This window comes from Streptomyces venezuelae (assembly GCF_008642295.1).
In the GTDB taxonomy this organism is placed as follows: Bacteria; Actinomycetota; Actinomycetes; order Streptomycetales; family Streptomycetaceae; genus Streptomyces; species Streptomyces venezuelae_C.
The window spans coordinates 2,744,595-2,759,506 of sequence record NZ_CP029190.1 but is presented as its reverse complement, the minus strand read 5'-3'; the positions used below and the strand labels follow the sequence as shown (position 1 = coordinate 2,759,506).

Here is a 14,912-nt window from a genome sequence, read left to right as displayed (position 1 = left end):
GCCTACGGGCGGGTGGCAGGGTCCTGACTGCGCCGCTGCGACACAGCAGCGGCAATCGTTGCTGCGCATACATCGGACGCCTCGTGCTCCCAGAACCGGAGCACGAGCCAGCCGGCTTCCTCAAGCCGCTGGTCCGTGTCGCGGTCACGGGCCATGTTCCTGGCCACCTTTTCCGACCAGTAGCCCGGGTTGGTCTTCGGTGACACGTAGTGCTCAGGGCAGCCGTGCCAGTAGCACCCGTCGATGAAGACGGCCACCTTCGCCGGACGGAACACCATGTCGGCGGTCCGGCGAAGGTCAGGCAGAGGCCTCGCAGCAATCCGGTAGCGGAGCCCCCTCGCATGGACGAGTCGCCGGATGACACGCTCGGGTTTGGTGTCACGGCTCCGGATTGCCTGCATATTGCGCCTGCGGGCCGCGGAGGAAGCCCAGGAACCCTCAGGCGGCTGCCAAGGCGTCTCATCCGGCATGGGGCGGTTCTCCATCCATACGCAAAGCGACCCAGTCCTCGGGCCCCAGCGTGATCTTCTGCGCCGCGGCGAGATCGCGCTGCTCCGGGAACTTGCCGCAGAGCAGGACGAGACCATCCTGCGCCAGCTTCTTTCTGATGTTCCGTGCCCGGCGTACCGGATCATGATGCCCGGCCCCCACGGTCGCGATCACGCTCCGTGGGATCACGTGCCCCGCCAGATACTGGAACATCATGGTGAAGCGCTGCTCCTGCCCCGGTCTCTTGGCCAGTACCCGGCTTGCCTGTTCTGGGGTGAGCCGGGTCAGGGGATTTACCGGCAGCGGAGTCCATTCATAGAGGGGAACGCTCCAGTGCTCACGTGCGTGAGCCGCGAGGCCCCGCTTGCCGTCTCTGTTCCCCTTGCCACGATAGAGCCACGACCGGTGTGCACGGACCAGCCATGAGCGGTGGCGGCTTCGCCCGAGCTCGATCTGGGTGCAGATGCACAACTGGCAGTGCGCCTCGGCAGGTATCGCCCAGTTCGCCCCGACCGTCGCCTTGATATCCACGGGCACCGCAGTGATCACCGTGTCCAGAGGCCGCGTTTTGGGCAGCCCGAGCGAGCGGAGCACTTCGTACTCCAGCTTCGCTCCTACGGATGCACGCTCGCCGGGGTGGACGTCCGGAGACAGCAGGTCGTACCGGCCCGTCCTGGCTCCGTCGAGGACGTAGTCGACAGAGTTGGCGATCGCCCTTGTGTAGAGCCCGGAGACATCCCGGAGCCGCAGCCAGCCCAGAACGGCCTGCAGCTCAGCATCGTCCTCCGGACAGGACAGGAGGTGGGTGCCGAGGTCGGTGTTCGTGCATATTTCCCCCGGTTCCTGGAGGACGAGACGGCCCCCGCTCACCGGACGTTGCCTCCCGGAGCGTTCCCGTGGCACTCCGCGTAGCGCTTGCCCGAGGTGCACCAGCAGGGGGCTGTGGGGGAGGGGGGCCAGGGGGTGGCTTTGCCGCGGGCTGCGAGGGTGGTGGCGTATTCCGCGAGGAGGGAGGGGGAGGCCGGGGAGGTCTTCTCCGAGGCGGCGAAGGCCTCGTACGAGGGGACGCTGGCGGTGACGATGCCCAGGTTGTGGGTGCCCGAGGCGGCGAGGGCGCGGAGGGAGGACTCGATGCCGGCCAGGTGGACCGCGTGGGACGGGTATTCCGCGGACAGGGTCGGGTAGGCGGTGAGGAGTTCGGCGAGCTCGGCGGCGGGCCAGTGGAGGATCGCCACCGGGAACGGACGGGAGAGGGCCGCCCGGCGGTCGCCGAGTTCGGCGCGGAGGCGGGCGATCTCGGCGCGGAGCTCGGCCGGGTCGTCGGAGCCGAGGGCCCAGATGCGCTTGGGGTCGTGGAGCTCGTCCAGCGGGACGGGTCCGGTGTGGCGGGTGTCAGCGACCATGTCCCAGTCGTCGTGCGGGAGCCCGAGGAGCCGGCGGACCCGGTGCCGGCCGGTGAGGAGCGCGGTGGTCGCCGGGGTGAGCGGGGTGTCCTCCGAGATCAGCAGCGTGGCCGCCTCGGTGAAGCACTCCTCGGAGGCGGTCAACTCGTCGTGGGCCTCGAGGGTTTCGGCGATCACCTCCCACGGGGCGGGGTCGGCGGGCGTGGCCGACCGGATGCCGGAGATCAGGGCGCGGGCCTCGGCCTCGTGGCCGTACTCCCACAGGTTCGCGGCCTGGAGGGCCTTGATCAGGTGGGGGTTGGCGGGCGAGGAGGAGAGGAGTTGGTCGTACAGGCTGCTGGCCCGGTCGCGTGCGTCGGCCAGTTCGAGGTGGGCGGCGGCCTGCAGGAGCAGCGGCTCCTGGTCCTCGGGGTAGCGGGTCGCCGTGCGGATCAGGCGCTCGGCTTCGGCGATGTGCTCGGCAGGCGTGTCGGGGCGCATGGTTCACACGGTACTGCTGCTGGTCAGTTGACGGGGGAGGACCTAGGGTGCCGGCCGTGAGGGATCGCATACCGGTGGTGGTTCAGGGGCGGCGGCGCGGGCTGCTGGCCCGGGGACTGTGGGGTGCGGCCGAGTTGACGGTCACCGTGGGGGTGATCGTGATGTTGCTGGTGGTACATCAGGTGTGGTGGACCAATCGGCAGGCGGTCGCCGGGGCCCGGGAGCAGGTGGCGGTGCTGGAGGAGCAGTGGGACCGGGGCGAGGGTGAGCCGTCCGGTGCCGGCGACGCTGACGTGGAGGGGACGGGGACTGGCCCTCCGGCCCCTGGTGACGGTGGGGAGGGCGGTGGGGCGCCCGTGGACGGGGTGGTTCCGTCCGGTGCGCCGGTGATCCCGGTTCCGTCGGGCGGTGGGGCAGCCCGGCCTCGGCCGTCGGCCGGGCCGGAGCGGGCGTACGCCGTACTGCGCATCCCGCGGCTGGGGGTGGTGGTGCCCGTCGCGCAGGGGGTGAGCAGGCGCGGGGTGCTCGACAAGGGGTACGTCGGGCACTACCCGGAAACGGGACAGCCAGGGGCGCAGGGGAACTTCGCGCTGGCCGGGCACCGCAACACCCATGGCGAACCCTTCCGCTACATCAACCGGCTGCGGGCCGGCGACGAGTTGATCGTCGATGTGAAGGGGAAGCGGTACGTGTACGTGGTGGGGAAGACGCTCGCCGAGACCTCGGAGCGGGACACCGGAGTGATCGCGAAGGTGCCGCGGAGCGTGGTCCGGCCCGAGTACGGGTACAGCGAGCCGGGCGCGTACATCACCCTGACCACCTGCACGCCCGAGTACAGCTCCAAGTACCGTCTGGTGGTGTGGGGGACGCTCCGGTCGAGTGAGCGGAGATGACCCCCTGTTGTCCGTGTCTGTTGTTCGGTTCGTTGTCGGTGGTGCGGGCTAGTATCGAAGGCACGGTCGAAGAGTCGAACGATGGTGTGGTCCGAGGGGAGAGGGGGGGCGGATGCGCGAGTGGATGCGTGCCTTGGCGGCGCGGGTCGGGCCGGTGGCCGTGCTCCTCGTGTGGGGGCTGGCCGGAGTGGCCGCCGCCGTCCTCGGTGAGGGCGGTCTCGCCTCCGCCGTGACCTTTGCGGCCACTGCCGCCGTGAGCGCAGCCGTTCTGGGCTGTGCCGCCCTGGTGGCGCGCAGCGCCTCGCCCGTACCGCCCACCCGAATACGCACCGCGATCCGTGATCGCGAGCAGCGTACGGCGTTCCTGCCGCAGCGTGATCCCGATGCCTCGGGCCGGTCGCGGCCCAGGGCTCCCGGCCGTCCGTCTCCGACGGCCGCGTAGGGGTTCGCTCCGCACCACCGCACCTCGTTGTTCCGCGCGCCCCTCGTGGCTCGTCATACCGAAATTCCATCTTTCGGTGCCTTCGCGCGCATGCTCGCGCGATGGCAGGACGAGACCCCTCGGAGGGTTCCACGTGTCCGTTTCTGCTGTCTTCGCTGCTTTTGTCGATCAACTCGCCGACCTGCTGGACCCGCTGTTCGCGGGTTCCGCGACGGCTGCGGCGATCGTGCTGTTCACCGTGCTCGTACGGGTCGCCCTGCACCCGCTCACCCGGGCCGCCTTCCGCGGTGAGCGGGCCCGGGCGGCGCTGGCGCCCCGGCTCGCCGAGCTGAAGCGCCGCCACCCCGGCCCCAGGAATGCGGACCGGCTGCAGAAGGCCGTCCTGGAGCTGCACACCCAGGCCGGCACCTCCCCGCTGGCCGGCTGCCTGCCGATGCTGGTGCAGCTGCCGGTGTTCTTCGTCATGTACCGGGTGTTCTCGGCGGGCAGCCTCGGCGGCGAGACCAACGCGCTGCTGGCCGAGGGGCTGCTCGGAGCGCCGCTCGGCGGGCACTGGACCGATGCCCTGGCCGAGGGCGGGGTGTTCGGAGCGCAGGGGCTGGTGTTCCTCGGGCTGTTCGCGGCGATCGCTGCGGTGGCCGCCTGGACGGTACTGCGGGCGCGGCGGGCCATGGCCGCGGGCGACGGCCCGGCCGGCCTGGCCGCCGCGGCCGGGGGCGAGTCGGATCCGGGGGCGGCGCTGATGGGGCGGATGCTCAAGGTGATGCCGCTGATGGCGTTCGGGACGCTGATCACCGCTGCCGTCGTGCCGCTGGCCGCCGGCCTCTACCTGCTGACCACCACGGCGTGGACGGCCGGCGAGCGGGCCTGGCTCCAGCACCGCTGGGACCGTATGGAACGTAAGGCGGATAAGGGGCGCATCGGGGCGAAGTAGCCGGGCGGAAGGGTGTGCGGTCCAGTCCGTGAACAGGGTCTTGCGGATTGGACCGGCTTCTTGGAGGATCAACCAATCCTCCGATGGCCGCAACCCATCGTCCGGCCCGGGGCATGCCCATGGGTCGACCACCCTCGACCACGGGAGAATGACCATGAAGCTGCTGCGTGTCGGTCCGGTGGGGGCCGAACGCCCCGCGCTGCTCGACCAGGACGGGACCCTGCGGGACCTGTCCGGCCTTGTCACGGATGTGGACGGCGCCCTGCTCGCCGACGAATCCGTGCTGTCCCGCGTCCGGGACGCGGCGGCCTCCGGTGAGCTTCCCGTACTCGGCGCGGAGGGCCTGCGCATCGGTGCGCCGGTGGGCCGGATCGGCAAGATCGTGGGCATCGGGCTGAACTACCACTGCCACGCCGCCGAGGTCGGCGCCCAGGCGCCGGCCGAGCCCATCGTGTTCATGAAGGCTCCGGACACGGTCGTCGGCCCGGACGACACCGTGCTGATTCCGCGCGGCAGCGTGAAGACCGACTGGGAGGCCGAGCTCGGCGTCGTCATCGGCGCCACCGCCCGCTACCTGTCCTCGGCCGAGGAGGGCCTCGCCCATGTGGGCGGGTACGTCCTCGCGGACGACGTCACCGAGCGCGCGTTCCAGAACGAGCGCGGCGGCACCTGGGACAAGGGCAAGAACTGCGAGACCTTCACCCCGCTCGGCCCCTGGCTGGTCACCGCCGACGAAGTGCCGGACCCGCAGGTGCTGGACGTGAAGCTGTGGGTGAACGGCGAGCTGAAGCAGAACGGCTCGACCTCCGACCAGATCTTCCCGGTCGGCGAGGTCGTCCGGTACCTGAGCCACTTCATGACCCTGTACCCCGGCGATGTGATCGTCACCGGCACCCCGGCCGGAGTGGCCGCGGGCCAGCCGGAGCCGAAGCCGTTCCTGCGGGCCGGCGATGTGGTCGAGCTGGAGATCTCCGGGCTGGGCCGCCAGCGCCAGGAGTTCAAGAGCGCCTAGCGCGACAGCTTCGCTTCATGGGCTCGGTGCGCTGAGTGCGCACCGAGCCCCGGCCGGCAGGCGCCGCCTTCGGGTGGCGCCCGCCGCCCCGCGGTCAGAGGGTGATCGTGGTGCCCTCGTGGGAGGAGCGGCGGGCCGCCTCCAGGACGGCCAGCGCCTGCGCCGCCTCCTGTGCGGTGACCGGCGCCGGGCCGCCCTCGCGGAGCGCCGCCGCCACCGCCGCGTAGTACGCCGGGTAATCGCCCGGCACCGTCGGCTCCGGCCGGCCGCCGCCGGTCAGCGGGGACTCGCCCGAGCCGACCGTCCCCCGGCAGTGCTCCGGCTCCTCGCCCCACGGCTGGTCCGGCTGCCCGGGTCGGCGGCCCTCGCGCAGCGCGGCCTCCTGCGGGTCCAGGCCGTACTTCACGAAGCCCGCCGAGGAGCCCAGTACCCGGAAGCGCGGGCCCAGCTGGGCGGTGGTCGCGCTCATGTAGAGGTGGGAGCGGACCCCGTTCGCGTGGGTGACGGCGATGAAGGTGTCGTCGTCCGTCTGGGCGCCCGGGCGGCGTACGTCGGTCTCGGCGTAGACCCGTACGGCCGGCCCGAACAGCACCAGAGCCTGGTCCACCAGGTGGCTGCCCAGGTCGTACAGCAGGCCGCCGACCTCCTCGGGTGCCCCGGACTCGCGCCAGCCGCCCTTGAGCTGGGGCCGCCACCGCTCGAACCGGGACTCGAACCGCTGGACCGTGCCGAGCTCGCCGCTCGCGATGATCCGGCGCAGGGTGAGGAAGTCGTTGTCCCAGCGGCGGTTCTGGAAGACGGACAGGAAGGTGCCGGTCCGGTCGGCGAGCGCGGCCAGGGCGTGGGCCTCGGCGGCCGTCGCGGCGAGCGGCTTGTCCACGACCACCGGAATGCCGGCCTTCAGGGCGGCGGTGGCGAGCGGCACATGGGTCTTGTTGGGGGAGGCGATCACGATGAGGTCGAGGGCGGGGGTCCGCTTCCACAGCTCCTCGGGGGAGTCGGCGAACCGCACCTCCGGGAACTCGGCCCGGGCCAGGTCCCGGCGCTCCGGGTTGGCGGTGACGATCGTGTCGAGGACCAGTCCCTCCGTCGCGGCCACCAGGGGGGCGTGGAAGACGGAGCCGGCGAGGCCGTAGCCGACGAGGCCGACGCGGAGCGGCGGGCGGGAGCCGGAGGAGCCGGAGCCGGAACCGGAACCGGAGCCGAGGGGGGCGGGGGCGGCGGCGCTGCTGGTGCTGGTACTCATGGCGCCACTTTGGCAACAGTGTTGCCAAAGTGCAAGGAGGGGAGAGAATGGGCAGGTGAAACGGGCTAACGGGACTGCTGGGGTCAATCTGCCGGGCCTGCGCGGCCACAATGCGGCGCTGGTGCTGGACCTGCTGCGGGGGGCCGGGGCGGAGGGGCTGGGGCGTGGCGAGCTGGCCGAGCGTACGGGGCTCACCCCGCAGGCCGTCAGTAAGATCACGGCACGGCTGCGGGCGGAGGGCCTGGTCGCCGAGGCCGGGCGCGGCGCGTCCACCGGCGGCAAGCCGCGCACCCTGCTCCGGCTGGTGCCGGGCGCCGGGCATGCGGTCGGGGTGCACCTCGACCGGGACGAGGTGCGGGTGGTCCGGGTTGATCTGGCCGGACGGGTGGTGGCGGAATCCCGGGCCGGGCTGAACTTCGCGGCCGGACCGGCGGGACCGGCGGCCGTGGTGGACGTGGTGGAGGAGCTCGTACGAGCGGTACGGACGGCTGCAGACGGCTCGTTCACGGCCGTACTCGGCGTCGGGGTGGCGGCACCGGGCCCGCTCGACCGGAGCGCCGGCGTGCTCGGCCGGGTGACCGGATTCCCGGACTGGGCGGGCTATCCGCTGCGGGACGTGCTGGAGGAGCGGCTCGGGGTGCGGGTGGAGCTCGACAAGGACACCCACGCGGGAGCCGCCGCGGCGGCCTGGTCCGGCCCGGGCGCGGGCGCGTACCTGCACCTCGGGACCGGTCTGGGAGCCGGACTGTGCCTGGACGGCCGGGTGTACCGGGGCGGGCGCGAGGGCCGTTCCGGGGCGGGGGAGTTCGGGCACCAGGTGCTGCAGCTGGACGGTCCGCCGTGCCGGTGCGGGGCGCGCGGCTGCGTGGAGGCGCTGTGCCTGGCGGCGGTGGCCCGCGGGGACCTGGCCGAGGCGGCCCGGATCCTGGGGGAGGCCGCGGCGAACCTGGTGGCCCTGCTGGACGTGGAGCGGGTGCTGTTGGGCGGGCGGGTGGTGACGGAGTCGCCGGAGGTGTTCCTGGCCGGGGTGGCCGAGGTCCTGCGGGCCCGGGCGCGGGCGCAAGCGGGCGTGCTCGGCCCGGCCGGGGTGCCCGGGTCGGCCGGGGTCGAGGTGTCGCTGGCCGGGGGCGGCGTGGCGGAGGGTGCGGCGGATCTGATCCTGGGCCCGCTGTTCGGCCGCTCCTGACGCGGCCGGCAGGCAGGCCGTGTCAGGGCGGGTCGGCCATGCGGGGGTAAACAGGGTGTTTTCGGGTGCGGCGGGTGGGGAGCGGGTCGCGCGCGTGGGAGGCTGCCAGGCATGGCAGGGTGATAGTCACCTGGTCTGATGGTCTGACCACCACCACACCGCTTCACCGCCAGACCGCTTCACCGCTTCACCGTTTCCTCGTTCGGCGAGTAGCGAAGGCCCTTCATGCGACTGCGCAAAGCCCTTGCCCTCTCCGGCGTCCTGCTCGCCTTGGCCGGGCCGGCCGCCGCCGCGGCCCACGCCGCCCACGCCGCCGGACCCCGGGACATCGGCGGCGGAGCCGCCAAGCCCGCGCCCGCGCTGCCTTCGCGGGCCAAGGCCGTCTGCGGCGACGGCAAGAGTGCCGAGTTCCCCATCGGCGCCCGGATCAGGGGCGGACCCGCCGTCTACCGCAGCGGCGGGGACGCACAGACCTGGTATCTGGACCTGACCAACACCACCCGCACCCCCTGCACCGCCATCCACCCCGTCGTGGTGTTCAGCGACAAGACCCGCACCCTCCGCCCCGAGCACCTCCGGATGGAGTTCCAGGCGCCCGCCGGCACCTTCCCGGTCAGCCTGGAGCGGACCGACCGCGACGAGATCGTCGCCGTCTTCGACGGCGGCAGCGCCTTCCCCGGCTTCGCGGTGGCCCCGGGCGGCTCCGCCACCGTCAAGGTCGGCCTGTCCTTCGCCGCCGGCGCCCCGACCGGTGAGGTGGTCGCGGACGCGGCGCTGGTCCGGCGTGCGGCGGACGACGGGGAGTGGGTCGGCGAGGCCGGCGGCTACCGGTTCTCCGTCGAGGGCCCCGAGCAGTCGGCCGCCCCGGCAGCGGTGGTGCCGGACTCGCTGGCCCGGACCGGTGCGAAGGAGTGGGCGTACGCCGGCGCGGCAGCCGGCGCGCTGGCCGTGGGCGGAGGTCTGCTGCTCGGGGCCCGGCGGCTGCGCGCGCGTTGATCGCCCGTACAGTCCGAGCGTGGAACCGACCGAGCAGCACCATCCCGCCATGAGCCCCGAGGGCAGCCCCGCGGAGGCTCCCGGCACCCGCTTCGAGGGCAGCCCCGGCCCCCGCCCCGGCAGCACCCCCGGCAACAGCAGCCCCGGCAGCACCCCCGGCAGCGGCGCCCCCGGCAGCGCCCCCGACCACCGCCCCGGATCGCCCGTGCGTTCCGGGATCCCCGAGCACGGCCGCATCCCCAAGTACTACGCCGTCAAAGCCCGGATCGCCGATCTCATCGAGGAGTTGGGCGAGGGCGGACTGCTGCCCACCGAGCGGGATCTGGCCGAGCGGTACGAGGTGGCCCGGGAGACCGTCCGCCAGGCCCTGCGCGAGCTGCTCCTCGAAGGCCGGCTCCGCCGCTCCGGCCGCGGCACCGTCGTGGCCGGGCCCAAGCTGGAGCAGCCGCTGTCCCTCGCCAGCTACACCGAGGGGGTGCGCCGCCAGGGCCGCCGTCCCGGCCGCAACCTGATCGGTCTGGAGCAGTTCCCCTGCCCGCCCGACCTCGCCCCCGGTATCGGCGCCGAGCCCGGCGAGCCGGTCTGGCACATGGAGCGGGTCCTGCTCGCCGACGACGAGCGGGTCGGGCTGGAGAGCACGTACATCCGTGTGGCCCGGGTGCCCCGCCTGGACAGCGAATTCCAGCCGGACTCCTCCCTCTACGGCTATCTGCGCGACCGGCTCGGGATCGTCTTCGGGGACGCCGACGAAAAGCTGGAGACCGTCCTGGCCACCCCCCGCGAGGCGCTGCTCATCGGCACCCCGCCGGCCCTCCCGATGCTGCTCATCCACCGGTTCTCGCGGGACGGGGAAGGGCGTCCGCTGGAGCGGGTGCGTTCGCTCTACCGTGGCGACCGGTTCAGCTTCACGACGCATCTGAAGTCCGGGTAGCACGGGTCGCACGGGCAGCTCCCCGTGGTCCCGCCATCACTGCACCCACCCGCATATCACAGAACGATAACGGGTCTAGTCCAAGAGTCGGGGGCTGTTCACCGTCGCGTTGCCGTCCCGACCCTCCCGGTCCATGGGTCCCGACCACCGTGGTCGCCGTGAGAGTCATAGTCGTCGGAGGCGGCGTGGTCGGCACCATGCACGCCTGGCAAGCAGTCCAGCGCGGCCACGAGGTCGTACAGATCGAGCGCGAGGCCGAGGCGCGCGGCGCCTCACTGCGCAATTTCGGCCAGATTTGGGTCAGCGGGCGCGCCGGTGGAGCGGAGTTGGAGACCGCACTGCGGGCCCGCGAGCTGTGGGAGGCCATCGGGGCGCAGGTCCCGGAGCTCGGCTTCCGGGCCATCGGCTCGCTGACCCCCGTCCGCAACGCCCGCGAGTACGCCGTGGCCGAGGCCGCCACCCGGCGGCCGGATGCCGCCGCCCGCGGCTACAAGCTGCTCACGGCCGCCGAGGCACGCGCCCTCAACCCGGCCCTGCGCGGCAGCTTCGAGGCCGCCCTGTGGTGCGAGCGGGACGCCGCCGTCGAGCCGCGCACCGCCCAACTCGCCCTGCGCCGGGCTCTCCTGGAATCCGGCCGCTACACCTTCCGGCCCGGCCGCGAGGTCCGTGACCTCGCCGGGCCCGGCGCCGTCCGGGACGACCACGGCGAGGTCCACGAGGGCGACGCGGTGATCCTGGCCACCGGCGCGTGGCTGACCGGCCTCGTCCGCGAACTCGCCCCGGACCTGCCGGTCCGCCGGGTCCGCCTGCAGATGATGCAGACCGAACCCCTCGGCGAGCCGCTGACCACCTCCGTCGCCGACGCCGACAGCTTCCGCTACTACCCCGCCTACCGGTCCGCGGCCCTCGACGCGCTCAACGCCGAGCAGCTCCAGACGGAGACCGCCGCCGCCCACAAGATGCAGCTGCTGATGGTCCAGCGCCTCGACGGCGGTCTGACCATCGGCGACACCCACGAGTACGAGCACCCCTTCGCCTTCGACACCGTCGAGGACCCCTACGAGCACCTCACCCAGGTCGTCGAATCCTTCCTGGGCCGCCCCCTGCCGAAGATCCGGCGCCGCTGGGCGGGTGTGTACGCGCAGTGCACCGACACCACCCGGGTCGTCCACCGCCAGCAGGTGCGGGACGGGGTGTGGCTGGTGACCGGACCCGGTGGGCGCGGCATGACCTGCTCGCCCGCCATCGCCGAAACCACCGCAAACGAACTGGGCTGGTGAACCACATGGACCACATGAAGCAGCAGATGCAGCAGCAACAGAAGCGCCTCGTCGTCCTCGACATGGCCGGTACCACCGTCGCCGATGGCGGCCTGGTCGAGCGCGCCTTCGAGCGGGCCGCCGGACACCTCGGGGTCGAGCCCGGCTCCGCCGACCACGCCGCGAAGCTCCAGTACGTACGCGACACCATGGGCGAGTCGAAGATCTCCGTCTTCCGCCACCTGTTCGGTACGGAGGAGCTGGCCCGGCAGGCCAACTCCGCCTTCGAGGAGGCCTACGGGGAACTCGTCGACGCCGGCCTCGTCGAGCCGCTGCCCGGTGCCCGCGAGGCCATCGAGCAGCTCCGCGCCGACGGCCGGACCGTCGTCCTGACCACCGGCTTCGCCCGGGTCACCCAGGACGCCATCCTCGACGCGCTCGGCTGGCGCGACCTGGTCGAACTCACCCTGTGTCCGGCCGACGCGGGCGGCCGTGGCCGGCCCTACCCGGACATGGTGCTGGCCGCGTTCCTGCGGACCGGCGCGGTGGACGACGTACGGCAGCTGGTGGTCGCCGGCGACACCGCCTACGACATGCTCAGCGGCAGCCGGGCCGGCGCCGGACTGGTCGCCGGGGTGCTGACCGGGGCCCACGGGCGGGACGCCCTGCTGGCCAACGGCGCCACCCATGTGCTCGGCTCGGTGGCCGAACTGCCCGCCCTGCTGGAGCAGTCGTGAGCGGCATCCGGTTCGACGCGGTGTCCGTGGCCTACGGCGGCACCACCGTCCTGGACAGCCTCGACCTGACCGTCGAACCCGGCGAGGTCATGGCGCTGCTCGGGCCCTCCGGTTCCGGCAAGACCACGGCCCTGCGGGCGGTGGCCGGCTTCGTCCGGCCGGCCGCCGGGCGGGTGCTGATCGGCGGCCGGGACGTCACCGCGCTGCCGCCGCACCGCCGCGGGATCGGCATGGTCGTCCAGCAGTACGCGCTGTTCCCGCACATGCGGGTGGCGGACAACGTCGCGTTCGGGCTGCGCGCCCAGAAGACGCCCAAGGCGGAGATCCCCGGCCGGGTGGCCGAGGCGCTGGAACTGACGGGCATGTCCGGGTACGCCACCCGCTACCCGCGGGAACTGTCCGGAGGGCAGCAGCAGCGGGTCGCCATCGCGCGGGCGCTGGCCATCCGGCCGGGCGTGCTGCTGCTCGACGAGCCGCTGTCCGCGCTGGACGCGCAGCTGCGGTCCGGGATGCTGGCGGAACTCGCCCGCCTGCACCGCGAACTGCCCGATGTGTCCATCCTGTACGTCACCCACGACCAGGTGGAGGCGCTCACGCTGGCCGACCGGATCGCGGTGATGGACCGGGCCCGCCTCCAGGACTGCGGTACGCCGCAGGAGCTGTACCGGGCGCCGCGCACCGAGTTCACCGCGTCGTTCGTCGGCAACGCGAACCTGCTGCCGGTCACCGTCACGGACGGCGGCGCGGTGTTCGCGGGCCGCCCGCTGACCCTCGACCGGGGGCGCGCCGCTCCGGGCGCCGCCGCGACCCTGTGCGTACGCCCGCACCTGCTCGGCCTCGGCGACGGGCCGAACGCGCTGCGCGGCCGGATCACCGAGGTGCAGTGGCGCGGCTCCACGCACCGCCTGTACGTGGACGTCGACGGGCACCGCGTGAAGGCGGACCTGCCGGAGCTCCGCGAAACCCCGGCGCTGGGCGAGGACGTCACCCTCCACTTCGAACCCCGCGACGCGGTGCTGCTGTCCGCTGGGGTGTCCGATGGCTGACCACACCCGCCCCGGCCCCCAGTCCACCGCGTCGCCGGCCCCCACTGCGCCGGCCCCACGCCCGCCGGCCCCCGCCGAGACCCCGGCCCAGGGCCCCGCCCCGGTGCGCGACCCCGCGCCGGCGGGCCGGGATGCAGGCGGGTCCCCGGCCCCCAGTCCCGGCACCAGCCCGGAGCCGGGCCGGGGGCCGGCCGGAGCCCCCGGTACCGCCGCGCCCGCCCCCGCCCCCGGCCAGGGGTACGGCCGGGGACCGCGGGTGCCGCGGAGCGTGTGGGCCGTGCCGCCCGTTGCCCTGCTCGGGCTGGTGTTCCTGTACCCGCTCGCGCTCGTCGTGCAGCAGTCCCTCACCCCCGACGAGGGCGGCGCCTTCGCCGCCTACGCCGAGGTCTTCGGCTCCACCGCCTTCCGCGAAGCGCTCGGCACCACCGTCTGGCTGGCCGCCGGCGCCACCGCCGGCTGCCTGGCCCTCGGCTTCGCCCTCGCCCTGGTCATCGCCTTCGTACCGTTCCCCGGCGCCAAAGCCGTCGCCCGCTTCATCGACGTCTTCCTCTCCTTCCCCTCCTTCCTCATCACCCTCGCCCTCCTCTTCATCTACGGCACCGTCGGCATGGCCAACGGCGTCTGGACCGACCTCACCGGCGCCGCCGAGGGCCCCTTCCACTTCCTCACCACCCCCTGGGGCGTACTCCTCGCGGAGATCACCTACTTCACCCCCTTCGTGATGCGCCCGCTGCTCGCCGCGTTCTCGCAGATCGACACCGCCCAGCTGGAGGTGGCCTCCAGCCTCGGTGCCAGGCCGCTGCGGATCATCCGCCGGGTGATCCTCCCCGAGTCGCTCCCTGCCCTCGCCGCCGGCGGCAGCCTCGTCCTCGTCATGTGCCTCAACGAGTTCGGCATCGTCCTCTTCACCGGGGCCAAGGGCGTCACCACCCTCCCGATGCTGGTCTACGGCAAGGCCATCCTCGAATCCGACTACCCGGCCGCCTGCGTGGTCGCCGTCGTCAACATCGCGATCTCCGTGGGCCTGTTCGGCCTCTACCGGGTGGTGAGCAAGCGTGCTGGTGCATAGCAAGGCGGGCCGCTGGGCCGCATGGGCCCTGTTCGCCCTCCTCTTCCTCCCCCTCTTCGCCCTGCCGCTGCTGGTGGTCCTCGCCGCCTCCTTCGCCACCAACTGGTCCGGTGCGTTCCCCTCCGGCCCGACCGCCGAGCACTACGCCTCCGCCGTCCGCGGCGAATCCCTCCAGGCCCTGACCACCAGCCTGGTCACCGCGGTCACCGCCAGCCTGCTGGCCCTCGCCACCGGAACCTGGGCGGCCCTCGCCGCCGCCCGGCTGAAGAAGCACGGAAAGCGCACCCTGGACGCGCTGTTCATGCTTCCGGTGGCGGTCCCCTCCGTGGTGGTCGGCCTGGCCGTGCTCGTCGCGTTCAGCCGGCCCCCGGTGCTGCTCAACGGCACCAGCAGCATCGTGATCCTGGCCCACACCATCCTGGTCACCGCCTTCGCCTACCAGTCGGTGTCGGCCGCGATCGTCCGCCTCGACCCCGCCTACGCGCAGGCCGCGGCCAGCCTCGGCGCCCGCCCCTGGTACGTCCTGTGGCGGGTCGAACTGCCCCTCCTGCTGCCCTCCCTCAACGCCGCGGCCGGGCTCTGCTTCGCCCTCTCCATGGGCGAGCTGAGCGCCACGATGATGCTCTACCCGCCGGACTGGATGCCCCTGCCGGTCCGCGTGTTCACCGCCACCGACCGGGGTTCGCTGTTCAGCGGCTCCGCCATCGCCGTGGTCCTGATGGCCACCACCCTGCTGGTCCTGCTGGCCGTCTCCCGCATCCGCACCAAAGCCTCCTACCGCTGATTCCC

Annotated in this window: 16 protein-coding genes; 12 read left to right on the top strand and 4 right to left on the bottom strand. The window is 73.0% G+C overall.

All coding sequences use genetic code 11. The annotated features are described in order from the left end of the window. Positions 1–2: 2 nt before the first annotated feature. Genes DEJ50_RS11940 through DEJ50_RS11930 form a run of 3 tightly spaced genes read right to left on the bottom strand, consistent with a single transcriptional unit; the run spans position 3 to position 2,372 of the window. Positions 3–470: a very short patch repair endonuclease gene (locus DEJ50_RS11940; RefSeq protein ID WP_150207719.1), complete on the bottom strand. Its 468-nt coding sequence runs from the start codon at positions 468–470 to the stop codon at positions 3–5. Then, on the bottom strand, positions 460–1,359 hold the full coding sequence (locus DEJ50_RS11935) for a NaeI family type II restriction endonuclease (protein WP_190344442.1): 900 nt from the start codon (positions 1,357–1,359) through the stop codon (positions 460–462). Before DEJ50_RS11935 ends, DEJ50_RS11940 begins: the two co-directional genes overlap by 11 nt. After that, positions 1,356–2,372, bottom strand: coding sequence for an SEC-C domain-containing protein (locus tag DEJ50_RS11930; RefSeq protein WP_150207715.1), 1,017 nt, complete (start codon positions 2,370–2,372; stop codon positions 1,356–1,358). Before DEJ50_RS11930 ends, DEJ50_RS11935 begins: the two co-directional genes overlap by 4 nt. Before the next feature lie 56 nt (positions 2,373–2,428). On the opposite strand from DEJ50_RS11930, the gene DEJ50_RS11925 reads away from it, so the two are divergent. From DEJ50_RS11925 to DEJ50_RS11910, 4 genes are all read left to right on the top strand, one after another. After that, positions 2,429–3,265 carry a class E sortase gene (locus tag DEJ50_RS11925; protein ID WP_223837718.1) on the top strand — a complete coding sequence of 279 codons (837 nt, stop codon included), beginning with the start codon at positions 2,429–2,431 and terminating at the stop codon, positions 3,263–3,265. 112 nt (positions 3,266–3,377) lie between these two features. Then, positions 3,378–3,707 carry a DUF6412 domain-containing protein gene (locus DEJ50_RS11920; RefSeq protein WP_190344440.1) on the top strand — a complete coding sequence of 110 codons (330 nt, stop codon included), beginning with the start codon at positions 3,378–3,380 and terminating at the stop codon, positions 3,705–3,707. Between the two features lie 133 nt (positions 3,708–3,840). After that, the gene (locus DEJ50_RS11915; RefSeq protein ID WP_150207713.1) at positions 3,841–4,641 is read left to right on the top strand and encodes a YidC/Oxa1 family membrane protein insertase; all 801 of its coding nucleotides are present in this window, start codon (positions 3,841–3,843) and stop codon (positions 4,639–4,641) included. A gap of 154 nt (positions 4,642–4,795) precedes the next feature. After that, entirely contained in the window at positions 4,796–5,653 is an 858-nt protein-coding gene (locus DEJ50_RS11910; RefSeq protein WP_150207711.1) for a fumarylacetoacetate hydrolase family protein, read from the top strand. Between the two features lie 94 nt (positions 5,654–5,747). On the opposite strand, the gene DEJ50_RS11905 is transcribed toward DEJ50_RS11910, so the two are convergent. Beyond that, a complete protein-coding gene (locus tag DEJ50_RS11905) occupies positions 5,748–6,899 on the bottom strand; it encodes a Gfo/Idh/MocA family oxidoreductase (protein ID WP_150207710.1) in 1,152 nt (383 codons plus the stop codon). 55 nt (positions 6,900–6,954) lie between these two features. Here DEJ50_RS11905 and DEJ50_RS11900 point away from each other — a divergent pair, with 55 nt between their 5' ends. The 8 genes from DEJ50_RS11900 (at position 6,955) to DEJ50_RS11865 (ending at position 14,907) form a co-directional block, all read left to right on the top strand. Further along, on the top strand, positions 6,955–8,085 hold the full coding sequence (locus DEJ50_RS11900; protein ID WP_223837717.1) for an ROK family transcriptional regulator: 1,131 nt from the start codon (positions 6,955–6,957) through the stop codon (positions 8,083–8,085). Between the two features lie 225 nt (positions 8,086–8,310). Further along, on the top strand, positions 8,311–9,081 hold the full coding sequence (locus DEJ50_RS11895) for a hypothetical protein (RefSeq protein WP_150207708.1): 771 nt from the start codon (positions 8,311–8,313) through the stop codon (positions 9,079–9,081). Positions 9,082–9,100: 19 nt separating this feature from the next. Then, positions 9,101–10,012, top strand: coding sequence for a GntR family transcriptional regulator (locus DEJ50_RS11890; protein ID WP_223837716.1), 912 nt, complete (start codon positions 9,101–9,103; stop codon positions 10,010–10,012). Between the two features lie 158 nt (positions 10,013–10,170). Further along, positions 10,171–11,292, top strand: a complete 1,122-nt coding sequence (locus DEJ50_RS11885; protein ID WP_150207706.1) for a TIGR03364 family FAD-dependent oxidoreductase — start codon at positions 10,171–10,173, stop codon at positions 11,290–11,292. Between the two features lie 5 nt (positions 11,293–11,297). Further along, positions 11,298–12,008 (top strand): phosphonatase-like hydrolase, encoded by a 711-nt coding sequence (locus DEJ50_RS11880; RefSeq protein ID WP_223837715.1) that lies wholly within the window; start codon positions 11,298–11,300, stop codon positions 12,006–12,008. After that, entirely contained in the window at positions 12,005–13,054 is a 1,050-nt protein-coding gene (locus DEJ50_RS11875; RefSeq protein WP_150207704.1) for an ABC transporter ATP-binding protein, read from the top strand. Before DEJ50_RS11880 ends, DEJ50_RS11875 begins: the two co-directional genes overlap by 4 nt. A 256-nt stretch (positions 13,055–13,310) precedes the next feature. Beyond that, positions 13,311–14,123: a 2-aminoethylphosphonate ABC transporter permease subunit gene (locus DEJ50_RS11870; protein WP_223838095.1), complete on the top strand. Its 813-nt coding sequence runs from the start codon at positions 13,311–13,313 to the stop codon at positions 14,121–14,123. Then, on the top strand, positions 14,110–14,907 hold the full coding sequence (locus tag DEJ50_RS11865) for an ABC transporter permease (protein WP_150207702.1): 798 nt from the start codon (positions 14,110–14,112) through the stop codon (positions 14,905–14,907). The genes DEJ50_RS11870 and DEJ50_RS11865 overlap by 14 nt, the downstream gene beginning before the upstream one ends. Positions 14,908–14,912: the final 5 nt, after the last annotated feature.

Coding starts and splice junctions, on each gene's coding strand:
- DEJ50_RS11910 (WP_150207711.1), top strand. CDS start 4,796: ATGAAGCTGCTGCGTGTCGGTCCGGTGGGGGCCGAACGCCCCGCGCTG.
- DEJ50_RS11940 (WP_150207719.1), bottom strand. CDS start 470: ATGCCGGATGAGACGCCTTGGCAGCCGCCTGAGGGTTCCTGGGCTTCC.
- DEJ50_RS11920 (WP_190344440.1), top strand. CDS start 3,378: ATGCGCGAGTGGATGCGTGCCTTGGCGGCGCGGGTCGGGCCGGTGGCC.
- DEJ50_RS11930 (WP_150207715.1), bottom strand. CDS start 2,372: ATGCGCCCCGACACGCCTGCCGAGCACATCGCCGAAGCCGAGCGCCTG.
- DEJ50_RS11880 (WP_223837715.1), top strand. CDS start 11,298: ATGGACCACATGAAGCAGCAGATGCAGCAGCAACAGAAGCGCCTCGTC.
- DEJ50_RS11905 (WP_150207710.1), bottom strand. CDS start 6,899: ATGAGTACCAGCACCAGCAGCGCCGCCGCCCCCGCCCCCCTCGGCTCC.
- DEJ50_RS11895 (WP_150207708.1), top strand. CDS start 8,311: ATGCGACTGCGCAAAGCCCTTGCCCTCTCCGGCGTCCTGCTCGCCTTG.